This is a genomic window from Spirosoma aerophilum (assembly GCF_054782495.1).
Genome location: NZ_BAAGSJ010000017.1, coordinates 188,892 through 207,282 on the forward strand (window position 1 = coordinate 188,892; position 18,391 = coordinate 207,282).

An 18,391-nucleotide genomic window follows, 5' to 3' on the forward strand; every position below is an offset into this window, starting at 1 on the left:
GATCCAGCAACAAAAGAAAAGCGATGGATTGGCGAAAAACGCTGATTCATCGCTTTTCTTTTGCGGCCGTTGGCTAAATTGGCTGAGGCTTAGTCTGTAAGTCTGAATGCCCGGAGAGGGAAGTCTGTTTTTTTTTCGTTACTTTGTTCGAATGAATCAGACATACAAAGTAGTATTATTTGGTTGACAAAGCTGTTCTATACACTAAAACGGATATGAAAATTGCATTAGTTACAGGTTCTGCCGGGTTGATAGGTAGTGAAGCGGTTGCCTTCTTTGCTGATAAATTCGATTTGGTTATTGGTATTGATAATAACATGCGTCAGTACTTTTTCGGCGCTGATGGCTCCACGGAATGGAATCGAAATCGGTTGGCAGAAGCCTACTCTAACTACCAGCACCGCCCCGCCGACATTCGGGAGGTGTCTCAACTGGAAACGATTTTTCAGGAATTCGGCACGGACATTAAACTGGTGCTGCACACGGCCGCTCAACCCAGCCACGACTGGGCAGCCCGTGAGCCATTCACCGATTTCGGCGTGAATGCCGTTGGTACGCTGAACATGCTCGAAATGACCCGGCTGCATTGTCCCGAAGCGGTGTTTATTTTCACTTCGACCAACAAAGTATACGGCGACAACCCGAACTTCCTGCCGCTCATTGAAACCGAGACCCGCTGGGAAATTGACCATAACCACCCTTACTTCGAAAACGGTATCGATGAGTTCATGAGCATCGACCATACCAAGCACTCTGTCTTTGGAGCCTCTAAAGTGGCTGCCGATATTATGGTGCAGGAGTATGGCCGGTATTTCGGCATGAACACCGGCGTTTTCCGGGGCGGTTGCTTAACCGGGCCAAACCACTCGGGGGCTCAGCTGCACGGCTTCCTGTCGTACCTCATGAAGTGCGCCATTACCGGCAATCAATACACTATTTTTGGCTATAAAGGCAAGCAGGTTCGCGATAACATCCATAGCTGGGATCTAGTGAACATGTTCTGGCATTTCTACCAGAACCCACGTCCGGGTGAGGTGTATAATGCAGGTGGTGGCCGATATGCCAACTGCTCCATGCTCGAAGCCATCGCCCTGTGCGAAACCATTTCGGGTAACAAAATGAACTACCAGTATTCGGAAACCAACCGGAGTGGCGACCATATCTGGTATATTTCCGATCTGACCAAATTCAAGCAGCACTATCCTGGTTGGGACTGGACCTTCGATCTGAAGGAAACCATGACCCAGATTCACGACAGCATGATGAGCCGTTTGGCACCATCTGTTTAAAGAAGTGTCTGATATCCTCTGATACGCACGGGCGGGAGCCGAAAAAGGCCCGGCCCGTGTTTTTGTTAAATCCGTACGTAGGGTAAACGCCGTAATTACCTGTACAAGACCTGAATTGAATGACCTGGCAAAAACAAGGACTGGTTTATAAACCGGACGGTTCCAAACCGTTCAGCCGAACCCACGCACAAGTTCCCTTTGGCTTCCCCATGGAGAATAAAGTGCGGGTGTATTTTTCAACGCGGGATGAGAACATAGCCTCAGCCGTTTCATTCGTTGAGCTTAATCCCGATAATCTATCCGAAGTAACCTACGTTCATGACAAACCCTGCCTGACGAAAGGAGAGGTCGGGATGTTTGACGAAACCGGAACCATGCCCTCCTGGTTCTTGCCCGTAGGCGACGAAATATGGTTGTACTATACCGGCTGGAACAAAAGCGAAACGGCTAGCTACCGGCTCTCGATCGGACTGGCTATTAGCCGCGACGGCGGACTAACCTTTGAACGCAAATACACCGGCCCCCTGCTCGATCGGTCCATTTACGACCAGGTCTGGATCGCGCAGCCCTGCGTTATGCGGGAAGAGCAGCCCGATGGGTCGATCCGCTGGCGTATGTGGTACCTCTCCTGCACAAAAATAGAAGTGATCAACGGGCACCCCGAGCCGTTTTATGACGTTAAGTACGCAGAATCGGCCGACGGTATCGACTGGAAACGTACCGGGCATGTGTGCGTAGGCTACGATCAGTTTACGGATGCCATTGGCCGACCAACGGTATATAAGGACGGGGATTTGTACAAAATGTATTTTTCCTACCGGAACGCGACCAATTATCGCACCGATGTTGAACGGAGTTACCGCATTGGCTATGCTGAGTCGGAAGATGGCATAAGCTGGACTCGTAAAGACGAGCTGGCGGGCATCGAACGATCGGCGGAAGGCTGGGATTCAGTGATGATGGACTATTGCCATATTTTTAAACATCATGACCAGTGGGTCATGTTATATAACGGAAATGGGTTTGGTGCATCGGGCTTCGGCTATGCAAATCAGCCCGCGGGCTGATCAGAATCAATCGCTGGAGAGTTGGATTTTCTCCGGATACCAGCCTACTTTGTGACACAATTTAAACAAGTGAGAACAGCAGCGAAAACCGCTCATTTACACGTTTTCTGTTATGAAAGAAGTTGCAAAATACCTGATAAAAATTGACGCTGAGTTTAAGGATGGCCGGATCGTTCCTGAAGTTCCTTATGAGGAAGTGATGCGGTTGGTCAACGAGCCGAACATCGTCATCATTAAAACCGGTATTCCGGAGTCGACCCTCCGCAGCGTTATTGACACGACCCGTGCCTGGGCTCAGCAAACGCCACTTGCCGAAGGACCGGATACATTCGACAATAACCAGCACAAGCAGCGGCTGCATATTGCCAAAATTCAGCAGGCTCCCCAGTTGTTTCACGATCATACGTTCGATGCGCTCCTGGACCTCGACGAAGCAACGCGGCAAACGCTGCTGGGTGTCTTTACGCCCATGCGTCAATTCTGGAATGATCTGACCGGCAACAACGAAGAATATGGCATTCGCAAAGGTCAGCCTTATTTCCATCCGCAGGTAACGCATTACCCATTGGGAGGCAGCTTTTTCGGCCGTCACTGGCACCCGCTGAATCCACAAAAGGTGGGCACCATTCTGGCGTTGAACCAATACGGCAAAGACTATACATCGGGTGGTACCGGCTATGTTATCAACGATCATATCGTGGAAACGGAAGGCTTCCAGGATATCGGCGACATCATTCTGTTCCGCTACGATCTGCCTCACTGGGTTAGCCCATCGAGCTTTGCCGATCGCTTCAGCTGGGATGATCCCGCTGGTCGCTGGGTAGCCATCCTGCCTTTTTACGATCCCTGGGCAAAACCAGCCGATAAAGATGAACCACAGGGCTGGAAAGCCCAGATTCAGACGGCAAAAAACCCGGTGCCCGAAACCGTTTAGTTTTTATCCTGCGGCCGTACCGATTAGCCCAAACCCGTGTTAGTAGCTAAACGTTGTAGACCGCCTATGTCCCCGTTATGATAAAAGTCAGTGTCCTGATTATTACCTACAATCAGAAGAAATTTATTCGTCAGGCTGTCGATAGCGTTCTGGCCCAGAAGACTACGTTTCCAATTGAGATAGTAATCGGGGATGATTTTTCGAATGATGGAACCCGGGAAATTATTCAGGAATACGAACGCCAGCATCCTGGTTTGGTGGTGGGTGTGCTGCACCCGCGCAACATGGGTAAAAATGGGGGTATTAATTTCCTGGAAACGCTCAAGCATACGAAGGGCGAGTATTATGCCCTGATGGATGGCGACGATTATTTGATCGATCCGCTGAAGTTACAAAAGCAGGTCGATCTGCTGGATGCGCATCCTGACTACTCGATGGCGTTTCATAATGCGCTCATTACTTACGAGGACGGAAGTCCTTCGCATGTACTGAACGGGCCCGATATGAAACCCTTCTACACGGTAGAGGACCTGATTGGAGAGGAGGAAATCTGGTTTATGGCCACATCCAGTACCATGTACCGCAACTCGATCAAAGAGTATCCGGACTGGTTTCGGGAGTCGGTTAGTGGCGATATTCCACGGCTGATTCTGAAAGCCAAAAAGGGGAATATCGGGTATATACCGGATGTAATGTCGGTGTATCGAAAAAATAGTAACGGAACCAGTTTTACGGATAAGTACGATGATGCCGTGTTTCTGCAGAATCGAATTGATATGTACAGCAGCATCAACCGCGAACTGGACTATAAATACGACGCCATCCTGAAACGGAACATGGCCCGGTATTATCGCATGATGCTGACCAGCAGGCAATTTAAAGACTCATATTTGAGTAAGTTGCGGCTGGCGGCCCGGTACTATTCGCTGGCAAAACCAGCATGGGGCGATTTTAAACCCCTTGTTTATAACCATCTGACACCACCAGCCCTACAGCGTGCTTACGGTGCGGTAGCCATTGGTCTACACCGTATTCTAAATAATTGACTTCGTTGGTTACGTTCATTTGGGCAACCGACACACATTTATTATTTTGTGAACCTAATTTAGAAACTAACAGAGGCTATGAATTTTTTTCAGCAAGTTGCCTATACAACGCCGGAAGAAACGATTCAAAACGTAAAGGAAGCCGTTCAGAATAATAAGCTGGTTTTCCTGTCTGGTTTTCAGGAAGATCTGCCGGTACACGATTTCTACAGCAAACTATCTGAAACGATTGGCCGGATCGGTGCTGCCGATGAGGACCTCGCAACGGGTAAAATGACCGGAAATCGCTGGATCGATATTACGTATGATCCGCAGATTCCTGATCGGTACCGGTCGAGCAATACCCGCCAGCCCATGCATACCGACGATTCGTATGTAGAACTGGGTGGCGAAGAAGCGGTTAATTTCTTCTATTGTGCTTCCCGCGCTAAAATCGGTGGGGCCACTACCTTCTTCGATCTGCCTGATCTGGTAGAGTGCATGAAGTTAGATGGTGAAGAGGCTTTGCTGGAGGAATTGATGAGCACCGATGTCGTTCATGCCAAAGGTGGTGCCCGTAAAGTGCGGAAGATCATCGACAAGGACGGCGAAGGCTACCTGGCCAACTGGAATTACTTCTGCCTGTCGCGCGAGGAAAATTCGGCCGAAGTGCTGGACCTCTGTGAGCGTTTTCATCAGTTCCTCGAATCACGGATTATGAATGCCGGTGTTATCATGCCTGTTCAATTACAGAAAGGTGAAGCCGTATTCTTCCACGACGACCGTGTGCTGCACGGCCGGAATGCGTTCTTCGCTGAATATCCGGGACAGCGTAGCCTCATCAAAGGAAAAATCATCATTACCCCTGCCGCCGACGCGGTTTATTAAGGCAGGAATTGATCTGATTCCCATATAATACAGTCTGGCAGTTCATAAATTTTATTCCTTTACTGGATAATTTATGAATGGCCAGACTGTTCTATTAGATAGCCGTTCACAAGAATTTACGCATGAGTGTATCCATAAAAGAGCAGCTAACCTCTCGTCTGGGCTTCGGCACCTGGCAGTTTGGCGGGCCAAATATTGTTAACGGAAGCCCAACGGGCTGGGGTGAAGTCAATAAAGAAGAAGCCATCCGGGCGGTGCACACAGCGCTCGACCATGGAATCAGTTTCTTCGATACTGCCGATAGCTACGGCCAGGGGCAGTCGGAGAGAATTCTGCAGGAAGCCTTTGCCCAAAAACCGGAGGCCACTAAGCTCATCTGCACCAAATTCGGTAACCGTCCGGCGCCCGATGGGCAAAACAGCCAGGATTACAGCGCCGATTACCTGGTCGAAGCCGTTGAGAATAGCCTGCGTCGGCTGGGCGTCGATACCCTCGATCTGCTGTTGCTGCATAGTCCACCCGATGCTTTCGACTGGGCGGACTACGACCCGCAACCATTTGAGGAGTTGAAACAAGCGGGCAAGATCAGGGCATATGGTGTTAGCTCCCGGTCGGTATATGGTGCCCGGCGCGTTTTGGAAGCTGGCTTTGGCAGCGCATTGGAAATCATTTATAACGCCCTGGACCGCCGGGCCGAAGAGCTGCTCTTTGCTGCCCCCAACGCCGATCAGTACCTGTTTATTGGGCGCGTTCCGCTCGCATCGGGCTTCCTGAATCCGGCCTACCTGACCCAGGACCCTGTTTTTCCGACCGACCAATACCGACATTACTTACCCGAGCGCGACCGTAACTGGCTCCTGGCTTCCATGCGCAAACTGGCTTTTCTGGACGAAGAGCCGGGTGGACTGGCCACGTCGGCACTGCGGTTCAGTTTGTCGAACGCATCGGTAGGGGTTGTTATTCCGGGTATGCGCAACGCTCAGCAGGTAGCCGCTAACCGGCTGGCCGAAGAGTTGGGGCCTTTATCGGCCGATTTGTTGGCGCGTATTCAGGAGGCTGTTCCGGAAGTGGCTGAGCATTGGAAGCCTAAAAGTTAGATTTGACAACCGTTATCTTTATTTTTGCGTATGAAATTGAGCGTTGTTATACCTGCCTACAATGAAGAAGAGTCGTTACCCGTAACGCTCCGGTCACTTTATCAGACGTTGGCCAAGCACGGGATTCCTCACGAAATCTGCGTGACAAACGATAATTCGAAAGACGGTACTTTGGCAATGCTGCAACGTTTGGCGGCTACCGAAATTCCAACCTTAACGTATTATACCAATCCGGGGCCTAATGGGTTCGGTTATGCCGTTCGCTATGGGCTTGAGCGTTTTTCGGGCGATTGCGTGGCCGTTTTTATGGCGGATATGTCTGACGATCCGGAAGATCTGGTGCAGTTTTATAACAAAATGCTGGAGACCAACGTCGATGCTGTTTTTGGGTCGCGCTGGATAAAAGGGGGCAAGGTGATCGATTACCCACCCCTCAAGAGGTACATCAACCGGGTAGCCAACTTCATTGTGCGGATAGTGATGGGCATTTCGTACAACGACACCACCAATGCCTTTAAACTCTATAAGCGGGAAACCATTGAAGGCGTGAAGCCTTTTCTGGCCCCGCACTTCAACCTGACCGTTGAGCTGCCCCTAAAAGCCATCGTGCGCGGGTACTCATTTGCCGTTGTGCCCAATAGCTGGACCAACCGGCGCTTCGGAGTGTCGAAACTGAAGATCAAGGAGATGGGAAGCCGCTACTTTTTCATCCTGATGTACTGCCTGATCGAGAAGTACTTTTCGCAGGGCGATTTCCGCAAAAAGACAAATTCAGCACCAGCGCAAACGGTGAGCCGATAGGCGATGGCATCAGCTGAAGGCCCCTTTCAGGCCTGGAATCTGATAGAGCGCCAGTGTTTGAACAACGGCCCAGATAACCGCACTAACGAGCATATACAGGAGTAACTGACCGCGTTTAACGCCAAACGAAACGGCGAGTATCGTGCCGCCAATGGGCGTGAGCAGGATAGGGGTCAGAAACGCAATACCTGCCAGACCAAACCGTTTCCAGATGCGAATGGCCATTCGGGTCCGTTTGGTAAATCGTTTGGCTGGAGCCGTTCGAAAACGCCCCATTAGGGCCTGTAAAGCCGCACCTGCATAAGTAATCAGAATAACGCTGATCATCATACCCAGCATGGTGCAGGTGGCCGTTTCCAGCCAGCTCAGGTCGAGGGCGGCACCTGATAGAGGCCCCGCCACGAATTTAACGGTGCTGGCAATAATGACAGATAGATACTTGGCGAATGGCATGGTCGTGCTGTGTTCTGGAACAACGTCACAAAAGTATCCGTTGTTCAATTAATATGCCGATCATTTCCTCTGCTTACTCAGGTCCACCCGCCTATCAGTATAACGGTCATCTGCAAACCGTCATTCCCAGTCTAACCCGTAACGTTACGGGGGTTGTGTACGAACGTGAACGGCTGACCCTGGGCGACGGCGATTTTGTGGATCTCGACTGGATCGAGCAGGGGCAGAGCCGGTTGGTTATCCTGACGCACGGCCTGGAAGGAGACAGTAATCGGCAATACATACGGGGCACGGCAAAACTGTTCGCTCAGCATCAATATGACGTGCTTGCCTGGAATTGCCGCTCTTGCAGTGGCGAGATGAACAGAGCTTTCCGGCTCTATAACCACGGCGAAATTGGCGACCTGACCGAAGTGATCACCCATGCGCTGCGCCAGAAACGGTACCGGGAAGTGGTGCTGGTTGGCTACAGCATGGGGGGCAACATCACCTTAAAGTATCTGGGTGTTCAAGGGCACGAGCTTCCCGACGAGATTAAAGCGGGCATCGCTATTTCGGCCCCTACCGATCTGGGCGCAAGTGCCGGGTTACTCGACCGACCCTCGAACCGCTTTTATCGAAATCGTTTTATGAAAAAACTGCTCGTCAAGATCAGCCAGAAGGCGACTCATTTTCCGGGTCGGCTGGACATGAACAAGCTGCGGGAGGTGAAGCAGTGGCGCGATTTCGACGAATTCTTCTCGGCACCCGTAAATAACTATCGCGATGCCGATGATTTTTACACCCAGGCATCGGCGGTCAATTACATGCCCGGCATCTGTGTGCCAGCTTTGCTCCTCAATGCCCAGAACGACCCGCTGTTATCGCCCGAGTGTTCGCCGGGCTGGCTGGCCGAAAACCATCCGTCTATTTTTCTGGAAACGCCCCGAACAGGTGGCCACGTGGGCTTTCAACTCGTTCGGGATCCCTATACCTATTCAGAACGCCGGGCGCTGGCATTTGCCCAGCGCTTAACTTAGTTTGCGGCTACACAACAGATCGCTTAGTTGGTGGCAATGCGCATCAACTCAGTAATCTGGTTAATGATAAGCGTGTTGTCTGGGGTTGATATGTCCTGACCCACAACCTGATAGCCTGTCAGTAAAATCCGGGAGGCCGGAAACGTTTTCGCCAGCTTGTCTACATATGGCTGAACCTCATGATTTGATGGTGTTGAGGTCAGCACCGTGAAAATATAATCGGGCTGGTGCAGCTTGTGCGCAAAGGCAAGTTCGTTGAAAGGCAGGCTTTGCCCCAGGTAAATGACTTTGTTGCCGCGAACCCGGATAAGGTAGTTTGCAAACAACAGACTAAGTTCATGGAACTCGCCTTCGGGCAGGTATAACATGTACTTTTTACCGGTGGTCGACTGTCTGGCGGATTGGGCGTCGATGGCAACAACAACTTTCTGTCGGATCAGGTTCGTAATAAAGTGCTCCTGCGCCGGACCAATGGAACCCGTTACCCATAGCGTTCCGATGCGGCTAAGGAATGGGTAAACAATGTTGATCATGGTGCTCTCAAAACCCGACTGGAGCGTATTGGCGCTGATGATTTTCTCGAACTGCTCTTCGTTCAGGTCCAGCATGGAAATGGTCAATGCGTGGATCTGATCGGGGTAATTGAGCTGTTTCTCAGATATTTTGATCACCTCACGGCTTAGCTCTTCGGTTGAAAATTTCGCAATCTCCGAAATTTTGTACCCGTGATCTTTCAACAGCGAGATGTTCAACACCCGTTTGAGGTCATCATCGCCATAAGCGCGAATGTTGGTGTCGGTTCGCTCAGGGGAAAGGATGGCATAACGTTGCTCCCAAATTCGCAATGTATGCGCTTTGATGCCCGACAACTGCTCTAAATCTCTAATTGAGTACGTACTCATGAATTAATCTTTGCTAAAGATACCAAATACTAAAGTACGAAAAAGTTTATTTTGTTCACTGTTTTCGGCAAAAACATTAAACAAAATAAAGGCATTCTGGACAAATTTAGGGATATTTATGAAAGACGGGAGATAAAGGGCTGTAAATCAGTATATGACAGCCATAAATAAAAAAAGACCTTGATGCATATCAAGGTCTTTTTAGACGAGGGTGAAAGACGGGGCTCGAACCCGCGACCTCCGGAACCACAATCCGGCGCTCTAACCAACTGAGCTACAATCACCGTTTTAGGAGTGCAAAGATAAGATTTTATGATGAATGATGAATGAAAAGTGAAAAGAAAATTTTTGTCTTCTCACTTTTCATTCGTCATTATTTAGGCCTGCTTGCCCTGCTGGTAGCGTTTTTCAGCGGCATTCCAGTCAACAACGTTGAAGTAAGCAGCGATGTAATCGGGCCGACGGTTCTGGTATTTCAGGTAGTAGGCATGTTCCCATACATCAAGTCCGATGATTGGAAATCCTTTAACTTCAGCAACATCCATTAGGGGGTTGTCCTGGTTGGGCGATGAGGTGACAGCCAATTCACCCTGGGGCGTTACGATCAACCACGCCCAGCCTGAGCCAAACCGAGTGGTGGCGGCCTTCGTAAACTCTTCTTTGAAGGCGTCGAACGAGCCAAATTTTTCTGTGATGGCATCTGCCAGTGTGCCGGTAGGCTGACCACCGCCATTACCCGAAATGGTATTCCAGAATAAGGTGTGGTTATAGTGACCGCCCCCGTTGTTACGAACGGCAATGGGCGACTGGCTTACATTCGCCAGCAGATCTTCGATGGATTTGCTCTCCATCTCGGTGCCGGCAATGGCATTATTCAGATTGGTCACGTAAGCATTATGGTGCTTATCGTGGTGGATTTCCATCGTCTGTTTATCGATATTCGGTTCGAGCGAATCGCTTGGGTAAGGAAGTGGGTCTAATACAAAGGCCATTTTACTAATAAGTTAGATGGAAGAATATTCGGTTGAGTTAACAACCCTATTGTGATTTATGTTCTTAAGCGATTAAAAAACTTCAACAGCAATGCCTGGCTCTCCTCGGCAAGCAGACCTGTTTCGAGCCGGGTTTTCGGGTGTAAGAGCGATGGTTGAACACGACTATACCCTCTTTTAGCATCACTGGCCCCAATAACCAACCGACCAAGCTGTGCCCAGTATAGAGCCCCGGCGCACATGGCACAAGGCTCAAGTGTGACATACATGGTGCAATCGGTCAGGTATTTACTGCCCAGATACTGGGTAGCGGCAGTAATGGCCATCAGTTCGGCATGTGCCGTAACATCAGTAAGCTGCTCCGTTTGATTACGTCCCTTGGCAATGATTCGATTGCGGCAAACGACAAGGGCCCCAACCGGGATCTCGCCGTTGTCAGCAGCTTCTTCAGCCAGTATCAAGGCCATCTCCATAAAATACTCGTCCGGCATGGTAGCTATTGGTTTGTAGAAATCAGTTACTGAGTGCCTAAATGATTGGTACTCTCCTATCCGGTAAGTAGCCAAGAACGTATCAACTCAATAACTGATAACCCGTGCTACTGCTTCAGTACTTTCCGTACGGTTTGCCGGTCGCCAACCTGAATCCGCAATATATAGACACCGCTGGGCTGAGCCGAAAGATTAAGCTCATTCTTTTGGCTGCGCGTTGTGTGCTCGATAACCGGTTGCCCGTGCAGATCGGTCAGTAAGAGTTTGGCCGGGTCACGTGTCAAGGGCAGATTCAGCTCAACCATCAGCGTTGTTTCTGTTGGTACAGGATAGGCTTTCACCAGCGGATCGAGCGAATTATCGTCGACGCCCAGCAAGGGCAACACCGTAATGACAGCTGTTCCGGACAAGGCACCCGTGCCACAGCTGTTGGTAACGCTGGTCAGGCGGTAGGTGGTGGTACGGGCTGGCCGTGCCTCCACAACCAGCGGGCTCGTGGTAGCGGTAAGCGGGTAGCTGCGAAGACTATCGGCATAGACCAGGTTCCATGGGCCATCTCCGCCAAAAGTGAACGTTAAATTTGCCGGGGAGCCTTCATAAATATTTTGCGTACCCGTCAGCGTCACTGTTGGAAGTGAGCGAATTGTCAGCAGCGTTGGACTGTTGCTGCCCAGAACGGCTATCTCAGGGTTATCGGCCTTCACCCGAACGTAATATTGTCCGCTGGGTAAGGTAAGGGGCAGCGAACTGATAACCGGCGAGCTAGTGGCGGTTGTAGGCACCGCAAATTTCTTTGTCGTATCGGCTACACTGATCATTTCGATCCGGAAAGCGTTCCCCGCATTAAATTCACCTGTTGTTGTAAACGGTACGGTAAGCGATGTACCGGCACACAAGGTGGAGGCTGTTAACGAACTGGTCGATACGGTTGGCACACGAACCGTAATGGTTACCGAATTGCCGGGCAAGCCGGTTCCGCAGCCATTTGTAACGGTTGCCACCTGATAGGTGGTATTTCCACGTGGCAACACCCGGATGGTCGTGTCGCTTCGGGCCGTACCCGAGTAGCCTTCGCTAAGGGTATAGCTGTAAGGTCCGGCGCCCGTAAACTTCAACTGGATGGGGGCCCTGACGCCCAGGTTGACATTGCTGCTAGAGGTTGCCAGGGATAAGGTTGGCGTTGTGTTGACAACCACACGAACGGTTGCCCGTGCACTGACACAACCATACGAGGCAACCTGATACACGTAAAAGGGGTCGCCACCGGGCTGCACGTTGGTATTCAGCGTTGATGGGGTAGGAGCCTCTGTCGAAACGCGGCCAAAGGGGTCAACCCATCTTAACTGTCCTCCCGCTTCACCACTTGCTTCTAAAGGAACGGCTTTGTCATTGATACAATACGTAACCAACTGCTTTGATACGGTTGGCAGAGAAGGTGTAATGACAAATACTTTAAGTTCTGATTTCGCTCCTTCACAACCATTTACAGTTTGGGTAACGAAGTAGGACGAGGTGCCTGATTTATCAATGGATGGGATGGGGGCGCTGGGTAACAGGGTTCCATCCGGGAAAAACCATTTCAATGCTTGCCCATCGGCCTTCAATGTGCCAATACCCTGCGAAGGCTGGTCCTGCTGAGCCTGGCAGAGCGTAACCGATGTTACACCGGGAGCGTTAGGCAGGGGCTTGATGGTAACAACCAAAGTGGCCCTGTCTTTGCTTTCACATCCTTCGGTTGAGGTTTGCGATGCCCTGTAAGTTTGATCTCCCACGACATTTGTGGGCGGTCTTGGTACATCGCTAAGCGGGTTGTTTGACGCATCAAACCATTTTATGTTTAAGCCATTTGCCGTTAGTGGCTGCGTTTGTTGGTTATTGCAAAGGCCAAGCGGGGTGACGCCGGGCGCGCCGGGTGTTGTTTTGACCCGAACTCTAATGACAGTCCGACCCGAAGGACCGCCTAAGCCGGACTCACAGCCGTCGAGGGTCTGGCTTACATAGTAGGAGTACGTTTTATCCACATTGTTGGGTACAACTGGTGGATTATCGGTGCGGGTGCCACCCGATGAACTCTCTCCCCACCAGTTTAACTTGGCGCCATTGCTGGCAGTGGCGCTTAGGGTTACAGCGTCGTAAAACTGGCAAAAACTTGGATCCTGCTGTGCAACAGAAGGTGGAGCCGGTGTACTCTTCACCTGCACTGGTATTGTCTGAACATTACTGATACAACCGCTAACGGTTTGAGCAACGTAATAATTTCTGGTGCCAATAACGCTTGCGTCTGTCTGGGGACGGGTGGCCGACGAGCTACCACTGCCTGTTGAATCCCTGCCATACCAGGTCAGGGAGCCTGTTGTAGAAGCCACCAGAAGGTCGGCGACCTGACCTGCACAATAAACCGGCGGAGTGGTAAACGTCGGACGGTCGGGGGTTCTATTGACCGTGACATTTATGGTAGCCCGACTGGCACTTGTACAACCTGTAGCATCAAACGATTGGCTCACATAATACACAAGGGCACCGGTACTGTTCGTTGGTGGTGAGGGTGCCCCTGGTAATACATTGTTATTTGAATCAAACCATCTCAAGGTAGCTCCACTGCTGGCATTTGCCTGTAACTGTCGAGATGGCCGGCTCTGACAAAAAACACCCGGGTCAGTAAACGTTGGCGTTGGTGGAAGTGGGTTGATCGTAACAGAGATTGGCGTTCTTGGAGAACTTGAACAGCCGCCCACTTTCGAAACCTGTGTAACGTAATAGGTGGCACTTTGCGTGTTGCTTACGGTTGGTGGCGTCGTTGTCGATGAGCCTCCTGATTGAGAAGTACCCCACCACCGTAATTCATAATCATTGGAGGTAACCACTGCCGTTAATGAACCTATAGGCGAACCTGAGCAAACCGCCGATGGGGCTTTCACAATGGGTGCGGGAGGGTTTGGAACAATGGTAACTGAAATGGAGGCCCGGCTTGTTCCAACACAACCTTCACTAGTTTTTTGACTAACGTAATACGTATTACTATTTTGATTGTCAGGCCGGGGAGCATCAGTGGATGAGGTACCGCCAGTTGCCGAAGTACCCCACCACAGGAGTGTATTACCGCTTGTAGGCGAAGCACTCAGCGGGTCGGTCGCAACGCCCTGGCAGTAAGGATTGGGCGTACTCACCGACGGTGCTGCGGGGAGTGCTATTACCCTGAAATCAACTTGTGTACGGGTGCTTTCACAACCGCTGGCGTTAGTCTGGCTTACGTAATAAGTGCCGTTTACTGTTGGCTGTGGCGTTGTGGCTAATTTGGACCCTCCAGACGAAACTGTATACCAGTTCAACTGCGTACCGCCATCGCTGAGTGTAGCAGTTAGGTCTTTCGGACTTTCATTGATACATCGCGACTGTTGTGATGATGCCGAGGGGGCATTTGGCTTTCTATTAACGGTAACGGTAATCGTGGACTTGCTACTTTCGCAGCTAGTAAGTGCATTAAGTGTTTGACTGACCGTGTAAGGGGTGGAGCCAACCAATGACATATCCGGGCTCGTCGGTGTCGTTGACGATGATCCGTTCAGGGCATACCATTTTAAGGTATACCCTGGCGATGCTGTTGCATTTAGAATGGGAGCGGCATCGCCTGCACAGTAAGATGTAGGTGGCTGCGTTACTGATGGGGGTGTAGGAACACTGATCGTGAGCGCTGATGTAGAGTTGTTCGATACATTATTTGTGGCCTTAACCTGAATTTTATACCCTGTTCCGTTCGTTGCCGAGGATGGAATAACGGCATTGATACTGCCCCCACTCCTACTGGAAAGCGTACCTATAGTCGTTGGGTAGGTTGTACCAGCCGCATCAGACAGATAAGCGGTGAATACATTGCCGGCAGCGAACGTTGTACTTGTTGCAAACGTAACCGTGATGGTACTGCCTGGGCAAACAGTCGTTGGGGAAAAGGCAACGTTGCTGATGGTTTGAGCAGAGCTATAGGTACTAAGCCCCGCCATGAAAAACCAAAAGAACAAACAGGAGTAGAGAATACGTCCCTTCATATAATAGTAAAATAAAGCTGTTTCAAAGTATAAAGTTAAGGTAATTATAGCCGATATACGATGCCGTAGAATCGTAGTATCAATAGTGAAGATAAACGGTGGTCAACCTGTGTTTTAGATGGTATACTTAGAAATGCCCAAATATCTAAAAAGTGCATGGTAAGCATAGTCACTGTTCACTATGGCTAGTGTATAGCAACAAAAATGCCACTTACCTGATGAAGTGGCATTTACTGATACAATGGTAATTAAGCAAAAGATTCTCAGCGCTTTCTCTATACTGAAACTATTGCTGAATCGAGCTGTAAATCAGCTCGTGTATGTGTCGGCGGAGTTTTGTTGTGTTGATGGAGTTATTCCCAGCCGTTGGATAAATTCGGTTTGAGAGGAAAACAAAGACGAGTTCCTGATCGGGGTCAACCCATACGACGTTACCCGTGAAGCCGGTATGGCCAAACGACCGGGGTGATGCCTGCTGCGCCATGTAAACGCTGCTCGCACTTTCTGCATTGGGTTTGTCCCAGCCGAGGGAGCGGTGGCTTCGGTTGCTCAGCGTTTGCGTAAAATACGGCACGGTCATGGGTTGGAGAATCCGCTCGTCACCATATAAACCTCGCTGAAGATTCATTTGAAGAAGGGTAGCGATGTCGCGGGCATTCCCAAAAAGACCCGCGTGGCCCGATATCCCTCCCTGCACAGCCGCCATCTGGTCATGAACAGTGCCTACCAGCAACTGATTTCGGTAATAGGTATCCTGCTCCGTCGGTGCACACTTAGGGTTCGTCAGACGCTGCAGGGGAGTGAAGCCAAGCTGGTGCAGGCCGAGCGGCTTGTACACATTCTCCGTCACAAACTTATCGAGTGGCTGCTTGCTGACCCGTTCAACAACTTTTTGCAGGGTCAGGAAATTCAGGTCACTGTACAAATAGGCCGGTTTGCCGGATTCATCCACCTTCTTCGACATGGGCGACTGAACCACCCACTTCCAGACCGAATCGCGAAGGGCCGGAACGCCCCATAGCGTAGGTGCGATCTGAAGCGTGTGCAGACTGTCACGAACGGAGCCGTAATAGTCGGCTTTCAGGCCGCCACCGGGGAGCCGGGTACGATCCCAGGTGGTGGGGTAAAACGACACCATACCCGACTGATGCCAGAGCAAGTCCTGAAGCGTAATGTTCTGCTTGTTGGTATTGCGAAGCTCAGGTAAATAAAGGGATGCTTTCTGGGTCAGGTCGATCAGCTTACGGTCGTACAACACCATAACCGACTGTAGCGTGGCCAGAACTTTTGTCAGCGAGGCCAGATCGTAGAGTGTTTCGTCCGTTACCTTCTCGGCACCGGGGGCGTAGGTCAGCGCACCGAAGTTCTTGCTGTAAACGATCTTGCCTTTGCGGGCCACCAAAATCTCACAGCCGGGAACGACGTGGTTTTTAACCGCTCCCTGGGCCAGCGCATCAATCTGGTTCAACACCGCCGACTTCATACCAACGCTCTCCGGCGACCCGGCCGACAGCCGACCTTCGGGGCTTAGGCTCAGGCCCATACCCACTTTCATATCGCCAATAGAAACGGGCAGCATGCCCCGCGCACCTAAACCGCCAAACAGAATCTGGGGAACTACCCGCTGCATGTCTTCCAGCTCCTGATAGGCACACACCAGTGCGTCGGCTCCTGAAAACTGCTGTAGGCTGTAGGGAGAGCCAAAAGCGGTCACAATCACTTTGATGCCCCGTTGTTTGAGCCGACTGATCAGATCGAGCGATGGTTTGGTAATCCCATATTTTCTCGACGCTGACTCGCTCATCTTATGGAAACTGACCACAACCGTATTGGCATCGCCTACCTGATCGATTATATTCGTCAGATCGGCCTCCGACACGGGCTTTTCGGGATAGGCCAGCGTCTTGAAAGGCGCATACTGATTCAGCGTTTTCTGGAAAACAGTACCGGCTTCGGCACCGATAGCTACGGAGGCCAGTCGTAACGTATCCAGCCGTTTGAGCGGTAACAGGTTATTCTGGTTAGCGGCTACTGTTACCGATTGCTCACAAAGCTCCTGTTTCAGCAGCTGCGCTTCGGGTGAGTTTAGCTCGGTTGATAAGCCCGCCAGATTGATGGGTTTATAATTGGCCAGGCCTACCCAGTATTTAGCCCGCAGAATCTTTTTTACTTTCTCGTCGATCAATTCCTGAGAAATAACCCCCTGCTGAACCGCATTCAAAATGTTGATCGTGGCTTCCCGCACATTTTCGGGATACAGCAGAATGTCATTTCCGGCCATGAGCGCCCGGAGGTTAATGTCCATGGCTTTGGGCGACCGGCTGATGCCCCCCATATTCAGGGCATCGGTAAAGACCAGTCCACGAAAACCCAGTTCTTTTTTCAGGAGGTCCGTAACGATCTTCTCCGACAAGGTTGCGGCCAGTGCCGGGGTGTTGTCGATCACCGGTACGTGCAGGTGACCGGTCACAACGCCCATCAGGCTGTCGGCAATCAGTTTACGGAACGGGTACAAGTCAATTTCCCGCATTTGCTCCGACGACCGGCTGACGGTAGGCAGCGTGTGGTGCGAGTCGACATTGGTGTCGCCGTGACCCGGAAAATGCTTGGCCGTGGCAATAACGTGCGTTTGCTGCAACCCCCGCATATAGGCCGATGCTTTCAGCGCCACGTTTTCTTTTGATTCGCCAAACGAGCGAACGCCAATGACCGGGTTAGCAGGATTGCTGTTTATGTCTGATACGGGCGCAAAGTTGATGTGGATACCCAGTCGCTGGCACTGACGACCGATTTCGGCACCCATCCGGTAGATCAACTCGTTATCCCGAATCGCACCGAGCGACATCTGTTTGGGGAAGCCCATAGTACTGTCGAGCCGCATGCCCAGTCCCCATTCGCCGTCAATGCCGATAAGAAGGGGAATTTTGGATTGCGCCTGATAGCGGTTGGTGAGCACAGCCTGCCGGTAAGGGCCGCCCTGAAAGAAGATCAGGCCACCAATATGATTCGTCTGGATAAGGTGATCGATGTACTGGTAATGGTTGTCATGGCGGTTGGAGAAGGTAGCGACCATGAAGAACTGACCAATTTTTTGCTCAGCCGTCAATGTGTTGAACACGCTATCTACCCAGTGCTGGCCACTGTCGGACATGGTAAATACTTCCACTGGCCTGGCGGCTGGTCCGAACTTATAAGGCGCCAAAACGACCTTAGGAGCGGTGGCTACTGTCCGTTTTGCCGTCGTCCTGGCAGCCGCCCGATGGGCCATCCGCGCCCAGAGATTACGCCCCGGCTTGGTGAGACCAAAAGCTGTTACTAAACTGACGAACAGGAGGCCGACGAGTAGAATTGGTCGTACAACAATATTCCGCATGGGCACTCATTAAATAA

Annotated in this window: 14 protein-coding genes and 1 tRNA gene; 8 read left to right on the top strand and 7 right to left on the bottom strand. The window is 51.0% G+C overall.

Features of this window, described 5'->3' with window-relative positions:
* Positions 1–215 precede the first annotated feature (215 nt).
* The 7 genes from ACYVK4_RS23075 (at position 216) to ACYVK4_RS23105 (ending at position 7,101) form a co-directional block, all read left to right on the top strand.
* A complete protein-coding gene (locus ACYVK4_RS23075; RefSeq protein WP_461129926.1) occupies positions 216–1,289 on the top strand; it encodes an NAD-dependent epimerase/dehydratase family protein in 1,074 nt (357 codons plus the stop codon).
* Positions 1,290–1,408: 119 nt separating this feature from the next.
* Positions 1,409–2,356, top strand: a complete 948-nt coding sequence (locus ACYVK4_RS23080; RefSeq protein ID WP_461129927.1) for a glycoside hydrolase family protein — start codon at positions 1,409–1,411, stop codon at positions 2,354–2,356.
* Between the two features lie 112 nt (positions 2,357–2,468).
* Positions 2,469–3,290 (top strand): hypothetical protein, encoded by an 822-nt coding sequence (locus ACYVK4_RS23085; RefSeq protein WP_461129928.1) that lies wholly within the window; start codon positions 2,469–2,471, stop codon positions 3,288–3,290.
* Positions 3,291–3,367: 77 nt separating this feature from the next.
* Complete coding sequence (locus tag ACYVK4_RS23090; RefSeq protein ID WP_461129929.1) at positions 3,368–4,336, top strand: glycosyltransferase family 2 protein; 969 nt, start codon at positions 3,368–3,370, stop codon at positions 4,334–4,336.
* 78 nt (positions 4,337–4,414) lie between these two features.
* Positions 4,415–5,203, top strand: coding sequence for a TauD/TfdA family dioxygenase (locus ACYVK4_RS23095; RefSeq protein WP_461129930.1), 789 nt, complete (start codon positions 4,415–4,417; stop codon positions 5,201–5,203).
* A gap of 122 nt (positions 5,204–5,325) precedes the next feature.
* Positions 5,326–6,300 (top strand): aldo/keto reductase, encoded by a 975-nt coding sequence (locus ACYVK4_RS23100; RefSeq protein WP_461129931.1) that lies wholly within the window; start codon positions 5,326–5,328, stop codon positions 6,298–6,300.
* A gap of 30 nt (positions 6,301–6,330) precedes the next feature.
* On the top strand, positions 6,331–7,101 hold the full coding sequence (locus ACYVK4_RS23105) for a glycosyltransferase family 2 protein (protein WP_461129932.1): 771 nt from the start codon (positions 6,331–6,333) through the stop codon (positions 7,099–7,101).
* Between the two features lie 9 nt (positions 7,102–7,110).
* Here ACYVK4_RS23105 and ACYVK4_RS23110 read toward each other — a convergent pair whose 3' ends face one another.
* Positions 7,111–7,554: a hypothetical protein gene (locus ACYVK4_RS23110; protein WP_461129933.1), complete on the bottom strand. Its 444-nt coding sequence runs from the start codon at positions 7,552–7,554 to the stop codon at positions 7,111–7,113.
* A 53-nt stretch (positions 7,555–7,607) separates the two neighbouring features.
* Here ACYVK4_RS23110 and ACYVK4_RS23115 point away from each other — a divergent pair, with 53 nt between their 5' ends.
* The gene (locus tag ACYVK4_RS23115; RefSeq protein ID WP_461129934.1) at positions 7,608–8,573 is read left to right on the top strand and encodes a YheT family hydrolase; all 966 of its coding nucleotides are present in this window, start codon (positions 7,608–7,610) and stop codon (positions 8,571–8,573) included.
* Between the two features lie 23 nt (positions 8,574–8,596).
* Here the strand turns inward: ACYVK4_RS23115 and ACYVK4_RS23120 are convergent, their stop codons facing one another.
* The 6 genes from ACYVK4_RS23120 to ACYVK4_RS23145 form a co-directional block, all read right to left on the bottom strand.
* Positions 8,597–9,475, bottom strand: coding sequence for a MerR family transcriptional regulator (locus ACYVK4_RS23120; protein ID WP_461129935.1), 879 nt, complete (start codon positions 9,473–9,475; stop codon positions 8,597–8,599).
* Positions 9,476–9,684: 209 nt separating this feature from the next.
* Positions 9,685–9,760, bottom strand: a tRNA-His gene (locus tag ACYVK4_RS23125).
* Positions 9,761–9,852: 92 nt separating this feature from the next.
* Positions 9,853–10,467: a superoxide dismutase gene (locus ACYVK4_RS23130; protein ID WP_461129936.1), complete on the bottom strand. Its 615-nt coding sequence runs from the start codon at positions 10,465–10,467 to the stop codon at positions 9,853–9,855.
* Positions 10,468–10,523: 56 nt separating this feature from the next.
* Complete coding sequence (locus ACYVK4_RS23135) at positions 10,524–10,958, bottom strand: nucleoside deaminase (protein ID WP_461129937.1); 435 nt, start codon at positions 10,956–10,958, stop codon at positions 10,524–10,526.
* A gap of 107 nt (positions 10,959–11,065) precedes the next feature.
* Positions 11,066–15,001: an Ig-like domain-containing protein gene (locus ACYVK4_RS23140; protein WP_461129938.1), complete on the bottom strand. Its 3,936-nt coding sequence runs from the start codon at positions 14,999–15,001 to the stop codon at positions 11,066–11,068.
* A gap of 286 nt (positions 15,002–15,287) precedes the next feature.
* Positions 15,288–18,374, bottom strand: a complete 3,087-nt coding sequence (locus ACYVK4_RS23145; RefSeq protein ID WP_461129939.1) for a glycoside hydrolase family 3 N-terminal domain-containing protein — start codon at positions 18,372–18,374, stop codon at positions 15,288–15,290.
* Between the last annotated feature and the right edge of the window lie 17 nt (positions 18,375–18,391).